9 protein-coding genes are annotated in these 8,575 nt (G+C 42.0%); all 9 read right to left on the reverse strand.

The window, feature by feature from the left end; translation table 11 throughout:
- Positions 1-479: 479 nt before the first annotated feature.
- The 9 genes from LKD71_RS17175 to LKD71_RS17215 all read right to left on the reverse strand — a co-directional run bounded on the left by LKD71_RS17175 (position 480) and on the right by LKD71_RS17215 (position 8,543).
- Positions 480-683, reverse strand: coding sequence for a helix-turn-helix domain-containing protein (locus tag LKD71_RS17175; protein WP_003505336.1), 204 nt, complete (start codon positions 681-683; stop codon positions 480-482).
- Entirely contained in the window at positions 673-1,119 is a 447-nt protein-coding gene (locus LKD71_RS17180) for an RNA polymerase sigma factor (protein WP_003505338.1), read from the reverse strand. Before LKD71_RS17180 ends, LKD71_RS17175 begins: the two co-directional genes overlap by 11 nt.
- Before the next feature lie 204 nt (positions 1,120-1,323).
- A complete protein-coding gene (locus tag LKD71_RS17185) occupies positions 1,324-2,091 on the reverse strand; it encodes a class I SAM-dependent methyltransferase (protein ID WP_003505400.1) in 768 nt (255 codons plus the stop codon).
- Positions 2,092-2,304: 213 nt separating this feature from the next.
- Positions 2,305-2,760, reverse strand: coding sequence for an XRE family transcriptional regulator (locus LKD71_RS17190; RefSeq protein ID WP_003505401.1), 456 nt, complete (start codon positions 2,758-2,760; stop codon positions 2,305-2,307).
- An 81-nt stretch (positions 2,761-2,841) separates the two neighbouring features.
- Positions 2,842-4,761 (reverse strand): tetracycline resistance ribosomal protection protein Tet(32), encoded by a 1,920-nt coding sequence (tet(32), locus tag LKD71_RS17195; protein WP_227616336.1) that lies wholly within the window; start codon positions 4,759-4,761, stop codon positions 2,842-2,844.
- A 361-nt stretch (positions 4,762-5,122) separates the two neighbouring features.
- On the reverse strand, positions 5,123-5,644 hold the full coding sequence (locus LKD71_RS17200) for an AAA family ATPase (RefSeq protein WP_003505403.1): 522 nt from the start codon (positions 5,642-5,644) through the stop codon (positions 5,123-5,125).
- A 262-nt stretch (positions 5,645-5,906) separates the two neighbouring features.
- The gene (locus LKD71_RS17205; RefSeq protein WP_029732077.1) at positions 5,907-6,047 is read right to left on the reverse strand and encodes a Maff2 family mobile element protein; all 141 of its coding nucleotides are present in this window, start codon (positions 6,045-6,047) and stop codon (positions 5,907-5,909) included.
- A gap of 121 nt (positions 6,048-6,168) precedes the next feature.
- Positions 6,169-8,028: a VirD4-like conjugal transfer protein, CD1115 family gene (locus tag LKD71_RS17210; RefSeq protein WP_330596706.1), complete on the reverse strand. Its 1,860-nt coding sequence runs from the start codon at positions 8,026-8,028 to the stop codon at positions 6,169-6,171.
- Positions 8,029-8,051: 23 nt separating this feature from the next.
- Positions 8,052-8,543, reverse strand: a complete 492-nt coding sequence (locus LKD71_RS17215) for a PcfB family protein (RefSeq protein WP_027090292.1) — start codon at positions 8,541-8,543, stop codon at positions 8,052-8,054.
- Positions 8,544-8,575: the final 32 nt, after the last annotated feature.

Below are 8,575 nucleotides of genomic sequence, written 5' to 3' on the forward strand. Positions count from 1 at the left end.
GGCACTCCCCAACAAGATTCCCGCAGGGGCAAAATGAGCGATAAGCGAATTTTGGTACTGCGGTAGAATCTTGCTCTGAAAAACTCCGGCGTTCCCCGGCTTCCGTACTTTCCGCTAACAAGACGTTTCAAAAGGGCTTTGCTACCCGCTATTCCGGCATATCTTGAAAATTTTCCTTTCACTACCTACAACACCACGCAAAGCAAAATGGACGGAGATTTTTAGAATTTCCCCTTATTCCCTACAACACCACGCAAGCCGAAAAAGGCGGACAATGGCAGTATTTTTTTCTTTGATACCCTCCACGGATAAGTAAGGGATTTTGCCAACTGCGGCGGCAATTTTCCCTTTTGTTTTTTCATACTGGGGATTTTCAAAAATGCCAAACAGGAACGAAAAAAAGCAGCAAATCTGTTGAATAGATTTACTGCTTTCTGGTTGCCGGCGAAGCGGCGGTTATTCAGTTGTAGGCGGTAGGGCTATCTCCCAAAGCGGAACTTGAAAATAGCTGTGAGAAGCGTCTGGGTGATGTAGTCCTCTGTATCTTGGTCTACCCGTCCATTCACACGGGCGGCACATTGTATGCGGCGGCGGTAATACTGCAATACAGTTCCCACCGCTTCCGGCTCCCCGCTGGTGGCTTGGACGATTGTTTCATAGGGGAGAAGCCTATTATTTCTCATATGCCATTCCCTCCATTTCCGCTTGGAGCTGCCGTAGGACTTTTCGGATATGGTAGCCCGCTGTGCTGCGGCTGCGCCCGTACTGTCTGCCAATTTCGTGCTGTGGAATACGCTTGAAAAAGGACAGGTAAATCATTTCCCGCTCCCGTTCGTCCAGCCGTGACAGGGCTTCCGCAAGTAAGCCGCTGCTGAAAATGACCGTATCGCCGCAAAGGGTAAGTATGTATTCCTCGTCCGGCTCCGGGGCTTGGAAATATTCATCTGTCGTGCCTAAAGGGTAGTGCTTTTCGTCTGTGAGGTATTCAAGGGATATTTCTCTTTTGTGCTTCCTGCTCCGTGTCCTCGCTGCGTTGATCGTTGCATTTCGGATAACGACTTTGCAAAAGGCATGGAAAGTGTACTCGATATGTTCCCGATATTCTTCTGTACAGGTCATGGAAAATCCCCCTTTCCTCCCAAAAGGGCTGTGGCTGGTTAGTAGTTGCTTTTTATGATAGTAAGGGGCGGCAGCACTTTAGGCTGTCGCTCCTTGACTGCCTAACTGCAAAACCGGGCGGGGCTGTCAACGGCGGGCGAAGCCCGTTCATCTTGACCGTTGACTGGCTCGGCCAGGTTTGCTATTTATCCGGCAAACTTGAATTTATTTTAAGCTATCACGTTTTACCTTTTTAAGCCTTACTATCATTACCATAGGAATTTCTTTGTTGTTTTTGAAACATTCTTCATAAAATCCATCAATGACAAATCCAGCTCTAAAACAAAGGTTAAAAATATCTTGTATGGAACGATGATAATAAATCTGCTCCTCCGGTTGCCCTTCAATCGCTATACCATAGTAACTGTGCGGTGTCATATATTTTTCAGTCAACGTGATAAAACAAGGGTGTTGCGTTGCAAAGACAAAAATTCCGCTTTCCTCCAACAGTTCATAAACAGCCATAAGAAGTGGTTCAATATCCGTAATATCCATAATTGCCATATTAGAAACTGCTTTCGTAAAGGCTCGATTTCTTTTTAATTCTAATATACTTTCTCTATTGGTCGCATCCGCTACACAAAATTCAATTTGTTTTGCATATTGTGATTGCCGTCTTTTAGCCAATTCTATCATTTTTTTGCTGTAATCAAAAGCGACAATCGAAGCGCCTCTTTGTGCAAGATACGAAGAATAATTTCCATTGCCACACGCAATATCCAAAATGTAATCCGCAGGATTAGGAGATAGAAGTTCCGTTACTTTGGGACGCACTACCTCTCTGTGAAATTCATTAGATTTGTCACCCATTGCATTATCCCAAAATTGTGCGTTTTTCTCCCAGATTTTTTTACTTTCCTCTGTTCCCATGTTCTCTCCCACTCCCAAAATTTGCCTTTTTGCTTCCATTAAATCTTCCTTACTATATTCCATTGTTACCCTCCATAACTTCTGATTGTTGCCGTCTTGACTATTATGTATCTTTTCTTTCCAAAATGGTATAGGCTTTTATTTTTATAATGCTGCAAAACTTTTCTTCTGTAAGGTATTCAAAGGATATTTCCCTTTGCCGCCGCTATTGGAAAGCCAAAAGCAGCGGCTTTTTTACGCGATATGACCGAAAAGTCTAGAAAGCAGGATATGTCATCATTTGTCATTTCTTCTCAATGTAATAACTGCATGGCATATCAAGCCAAATACAAGAGAAAAACAGCCACCGCCAAATAGTGATGCTCCCCACCCTGCACCCGACATTGTCATAAAACCGCCAACAAAGAAAATACCAATGCCAAGAAATATCCCGACACCATAAAAAAGTCCAATTGCCATATCATACTTATTAAATTGTCGTTTCTCTTTTTTTTCACATGTTTCCATTTTTGTTATTACCTCCTTCGCAAAATCGTCCATGTGGACTCCAAAAAGAAAACAAATTTTTTTCAACGTATTTAAATCGGGTTCATTAACATCTCTCTCCCAATTCGATAGCGCCTGCCGGGTAACATTCAATTCCCCAGCCAGTTCTTCCTGTGTCATTCCCGATTGTGTTCGCAGATGACGTATTTGCTTTCCTGTTGTAATATCCGTCTGTTTCTGGTTCAAAATGGTTCCTCCTCTCTGATGCTGATTTTATCAATGATATTTCGCAATAGCCAGCAATGAACGCTTGCATTGCGCAAGACGTTACATTATCTTCTGAAACATATGCCGAACCTTATCTATACGGCTGTTCGGGCGGCGTGGCTGAAATACAGGCTCGCCGGAAGTTTCCTGATACCCTTTTAATTCTGTAATGCAGACACTTCTTCCATTTGTATAAAAATTCAGATCATTCCTATATTCACCGATACAACGGGCAGGGATTTCACCCTTAAAAATAACTTCATCTTTTTCAAGTCTGGTTGATTCAATGATTGCGCAATACTTTGGTGCATCATTATAAGCCCGTGAAAGATATTCCTGCGGTGCAAAAAGGGTAAAGGAAAGGTATGGTTCCAACAGTTGTGTCCCTGCTTTTTTCAATGCCTGCTCCAACACGATAGGGGAAAGCAGCCGAAAGTCTGCGGGGGTACTTACAGGACTATAATACAATCCATATTCAAAACAGATTTTACAGTCTGTCACTTTCCATCCATACAGCCCCTGCTCGCAGCCATAAAGAACCCCCTCCATAACCGCATTTTGGAACGATTGATTTAAATATCCAAGTGAAACTCTGCTTTCATACTGCACTCCGCTTCCAATAGGGAGCGGCTCTATGGACAACCCGACAGAAGCCCAGAAAGGATTTGGCGGGACTTCTATGTGGATGGTATATTCTGCTTTTCTAAGCGGTCTTTCCAGATAAATAACCGAAGGCTCTTTCATAGCCACGCCCACATGATATTTTTCTTCTAATAGCGAACAAATAACTTCTAACTGTACTTTTCCCAAAAAAGATAACATAATCTCATGGGTAACAGTATCAATGTCAAAATGCAAAAGAGGGTCTGTATCAGCAATCTCTGCGAGGGCATTTAACAGGGCTTCCCTTTGCTCCGGCTTTTGCGGCTCTACCGTTGTCCGAAGTAATGGCATGGGATTATCAATCCGTGTTTTGTGAGGCAGGAGTTTTTCATTTCCCAGGATATCGTTCAGTTTCAAAGTATCATCAGCTAAAATAACAATTTCTCCCGGACAGGCATGGTCAGCCGGGACGATTTCACCATTTGACGGAATACACATTTCTGTAATCTTTATTTTTTCCTTTTTTGACAGCAGCAGGGTATCCCGTAAATGGAGCGTCCCATGATACAGGCGTAAATAAGAAAGCCGTTTTTTCCGCTCTGTATACTCAACCTTAAAAACATATCCACATAATTCAGACTGAATATCGTCCGTTTCTGTAATGAAAGTTTCTATAATCGCTTCAATCAGTTTTTCTGTTCCTAAATTGTCTTTTGCACTCCCATGATAAACAGGAAACAAAGAGCAGCATCTGGTTCTTTTGCACTTTTCATATTGTAATTCCTGTATATCCAAAGAATCCTCTGCAACATATCGTTCTAATAGTTCATCGCTTCCGGAAATAATCATATCCCATTTGTCTAAATCAGAAATATCGGTCATGGTTATCTTTGGCGACAGGGAAACCTCCTGCATGACAATCATATCACTGGTAAGTTTATCTTTAATGCTTTGGTAAACACACTGCAGGTCGATCCCATTTTGGTCTATCTTATTTATAAAGATAATTGTCGGAATGTCCATTTTCTGAAGCGCATGGAATAATATACGGGTTTGTGCCTGTACGCCGTCTTTTGCTGAAATGACTAAAACAGCTCCGTCAAGGACAGATAAAGAGCGGTATGCTTCGGTTAAAAAATCCATATGACCGGGAGTGTCCACGATATTGATTTTATAATCATTCCAATAAAAAGAAGTAACCGCTGTCTGAATGGTAATTCCCCTTTGACGCTCCAAATTCATTGTATCTGTCCTTGTTGTGCCTTCATCTACGCTCCCTAGTTCTGCAATTGCACCACTGGTATACAATAAACTTTCCGTTAATGTTGTCTTTCCTGCGTCAACGTGAGCCAGAATGCCGATATTGATTATTTTCATGTGATTGTCCTCCCTTTACAGCCCCAAAGGGCATAAAAATCCCCAGCAGTAAAATACTTTTACCACTGGGGATTCTAATTTGCGGACATACACATATACAGCATACACCTATTTGTGATTGCTGTTTTTTGAATATGTCAAAATTGATAAGGCAAAAGTATTCTTAAATTGGGTACAAAAAACCAAGCCCCCACAAAAGGAGCTATCATAATTCTTTGTTCCCACTATTTGATTATAGTTTTATTTAAGAATACCTTGCCGCATATTTTTTACTCCTTTTCTGGAATGAAGCTATTATATCACATCAGTTTTAGGAAAGCAAGTACTTAAAAGAAATTTTTCTTCCCCTTATATGTAACAATCATACCGGCTTCCTGGTGTTCAGAATGGTTTCTGCTGTCTGCTGTGGTGTTTGATTGGAATTGTCCAGCCAAAAGCCGATCCGTGGTGTTGTCTGCATAAATGTATCGTATAAGGTTTCAACCGTAAAGCCGGAATAGCCTGTTTTCTCCCTGTATCGTTCCCTTTCTTTTATTGTTTCCACATCTGGACAAAGAACGACAACCTCAACAGGGTATTTATGCAGATAATTTATCATTCGGTTTAATTCATCACCGTAGTAGTTATCTTGGATCACTACAGAAAAGCCGTTGTCAAAGTATGACCTTGCCGCATCAGCAGTCAATTTGTATCGAAGGTACAGCTGGCGGACTGCTTCCGCTGATGGGGTAGCTGACATATTTTCTCTGCCTGAAATAATCATTTTTCGGAACACATCACCACGAAGATGGACGCATTTTTCTATTGATTTTGCCAGTAAATCGGAAACTGTAGATTTTCCAGAAGCCATTAAGCCTGTAATGAGATAAATTTTTTGTTTCATTTCACTTCCTCCGGCACAAAAAATATGTACATGTAACTAATTCAACACATTTATAATTTGAATAGGGACATTATAGCATTTACTAAATACAAATTCAATGTATACGGAAAGAAAGATATAAGGAGTGGGAGGGATTCCGCCGTAGTCGGCATTGTAGGAAAATCCAAAAGTTTAGATTTTCCCACAATGCTTATCTTTTGGTCTTTGGTTCGGAATAGTGTAGTGCTGGCGGTCTATCTCTTGTTTTCGGTTGCTTGCTTCCTTACCGTACATGAGCATTTGCGCCGGGATTGTCATTCCCATATCCTTCCAGAAGGTTTACGACACCCCACACGCCAAGACCTGCACCGATTGCGACTACAAGAGTTTTTAAAGTTGTAATTGCACTGCTAAAAAACGCCATATACATTCACCAAAACTGACTTTTTTCAGGTGTTTACGGGAATGAAAAAACACCGACTAAAAAGCCGGCGCACCTAATGTCAGTTATTCCTTTCCTCATTATTTTTCGTTCATTCCCAAGGTTACTCCGACAGTTCTACATGAATTACTTCCACCTCTTCTTCAGATTTCGGTGTGTACTGCGGATTTAACTCTTTCTCAACTTTGTATCGGTTCTTCTCGTTTTCATCTGCAAGAAGCCGATAGTTTTTGTGTTTCGTGATATCATATTTGTCCGAGAAAAATGGTCTGGCACCACGGATCTGCAGGATACATTTTCCTCCATCCATGACTGCAATCTCATCTTCTGTCATCAGCTGTTTGCCTGTTTTCTGGTAATTCAATCCAAAAGACTTCTGATTACTCCTCGTCTCCGAAGTGTTATACAGGTCAATGGTTTCCTTACCCAGAAGCTCACTCATTTCCTTTAATGTGGTCTTCTCTTTCCCACCAAGGAATAAAGTCGTATCACAGTTGCCCAGAATGGTATCTGCACTATCCTTATACATTGCCTTTAACTGACTCTGTGACTGCAAAATAATAGAAGCAGAGATTTCCCTGCTTCGGATAGTTGCGATCAGCTTGTCAAACTGAGGAATTTGTCCGATGTTGGCAAACTCATCAGCGATGACACGCACATGCACCGGAAGTCTTCCACCATATTCATCATCTGCCTTATCGCAAAGCAGATTGAAAAGCTGTGACTGCAGCATCGCAATCACAAAGTTGAATGTGGTATCCGTATCGGACATAATCAGAAACAAGGCTGTTTTCCTGTCTCCGATCTTATCCAGCTCCATTTCATCGTAAGACATGATCTCACGAAGCTCTGCGATATCAAATGGGGCAAGTCTGGCACCACAGGAAATCAAAATCGACTTCGCCGTTTTGCCGGCGGCCATTTTGTATTTTTTATACTGTCTGACCGCAAAGTGCTGCGGATCTCTTTCTTCCAGTTCCTGGAACATCATATCCACTGGATTCTGGTAAGTTTCATCCTCTTCACGGGTTTCGCTTTCATTCAAAAGATCCAGAAGAGTATTCAGATTCTTTTCCTCTTCATCACCTTCATACCAGATAAAAGCAATCAGTGCTGTATACAGCAATTTCTCTGCTTTCACCCAAAAATCTTCGGAAGCTTTTTCCCCTTCGCCTTTGGTATTTACAATGATTGTTGTCACCAGCTTCAGGATATCTTTTTCAGACCGTATATAAGCAAATGGATTGTAATGAAGGGATTTAGAAAAATTGATCGTATTCAAAACCTTAATCACATAAGGCTCATATACCACTTTCCCGGATTTATCTTTGATGACATTTCCATCTTTATCCCTCTTCGGCGGTCCCTTTGCTAACATCTTCCCGCACTCCTCGATCAGAGTGCCTTTGGGATCTGTAATGACCATGGAACAGTTCATCTGCATGACCGATGGTTTTACGAAAAAACGTGTCTTACCGGAACCACTGCCGCCGATAACTACAATATTTTTATTTCTTGCATATTTCGGTTGCTTCGGTCTGCTCTCCATCGTCAGTGCTTCTGTTGCTGTCAGTGGAATGTTCATCCATGGATCATCTGACATATAAGGCTTGATATCCTCTGCAGTTCCCCATCTGGCTGAACCATACTCGATTCCTTTCCGGAGTTTCTTTGCATCTGACTGTTTCTGCCAAACCAATAGTTTCAAAATAACTGCGACAGTAACTCCAACCAATAGGTCTCTCAGGTCAAAACTTAGCAGAATTCCTGTAAAGATCCGATCTGCATGTTCCATCGCATATAACAGTTTGTTCCCTATATCTTCTCCGGGACTTCTCCTGTATAAGCAGGAGGCCCGGTCCGCATAAAAAGCGGTCAGAACATAGGGAAGATTCGTAAGAACCAGTTTCTTTTTATCCAGGGCGGACAGCCTGACCCCAGCCTTATTCTTCCACTTCTGCATCAGCTTATTGCCGTGTTGTTTCATCATCGGCTCTGCTCCTGATGCCGGTTCTTTACTTTGTCCTTCGATTTCTTTGGCATCATTGCCCGGTAAGCTGCAAGACGCTTATGAATGGAAGGCTTATTCGCTTTTTGAATCTGTTTCTGGGAAAACTCACGGAAAGCAGCATTGAGGGCATCCTGATCACGTCCCTTGAAAAATACCAGATAAACCGGAGGCTCTTTGCTCTTGTCTTTTTTCAGAGCATAATTGATCCCGTATTTTCTGGCATACCGTTCAAAGGACTTGATATTTTTGTCCGTGATCTCGATATTGACCATCCCGGCATTCTGTTTTGCCAGCTCTTTTACCGTGACCTTTCCCTGTTTTGGCTGATTTTTCTGTGCTTTCTTCTCTACTGATTTCTGCTTCTGATGACGCAGATACGCAACAAGAACCTTTTTCAACAGGTCTGCCGTAATCTTAGTAGTCCGAATACAGAACGTGACCGTTTTCTGAGTTACCTCTTCCTGCATGACTTTTCCCTCCTTTCAGCGATTCAACTGCT

It is taken from the genome of Fusicatenibacter faecihominis (assembly GCF_020686945.1).
GTDB lineage: Bacteria > Bacillota > Clostridia > Lachnospirales > Lachnospiraceae > Limivivens > Limivivens faecihominis.